The following is a 551-nucleotide window of genomic DNA, read 5'->3' on the forward strand; positions in this document are numbered from 1 at the left end:
TTTCAAACCTGCAGGCGCAGCTTGAATACTTCAAGCAGAAGTTATTTGGCAGTTCCAGTGAACGGCGCAGTGATCTGCCCGGCCAGTTAAGCCTTTTCTCCGGATCCGGTTCCGGGGAGGAACCATTGCCGGAGCTCATTGAGCCGGAGTTCATCGAAGTAAAGACCAGCAAACAGGAACGTAAGCCCAAAGCGGACTATGATGAGATGTTCGCAAATCTTCCAATCCACTATGAAGAAGTAAACACGTTGTCCGAAGAAGAGAAGCAGTGCCCTGAGTGCGGAGCCGGCATGATCCCGATCGGCCATGAAGAGATGCGGACAGAACTCCGTTATACCAGGGCAAAACTGGAGCGTATCGTGTACATTGCCGCCACTTATGGGTGTCTGGCCGGTAAAGACACGGAGGATCCGCGGTTCATGAAAGACGAAGGGAGCCCGGCACTTATCCCAGGCGGATATGCTTCTGCATCCCTGGTATCACATATCATGTATGAAAAAGTATGCAGATGCGCTTCCTCTGTACCGGCAGGAGAAGGGATTTGAACTTCC

The 551-nt window shown here is 51.9% G+C and carries 1 protein-coding gene; it reads left to right on the forward strand.

The features are described 5' to 3' along the window. A partial coding sequence (locus tag NE664_12980; protein ID MCQ4727546.1) for an IS66 family transposase zinc-finger binding domain-containing protein occupies positions 1-545 on the forward strand: 545 nt, incomplete at its 5' end. Positions 546-551 lie beyond the last annotated feature (6 nt).

Origin of the sequence: Anaerotignum faecicola, from assembly GCA_024460105.1 — a bacterium.
Taxonomy (GTDB): Bacteria; Bacillota; Clostridia; order Lachnospirales; family Anaerotignaceae; genus JANFXS01.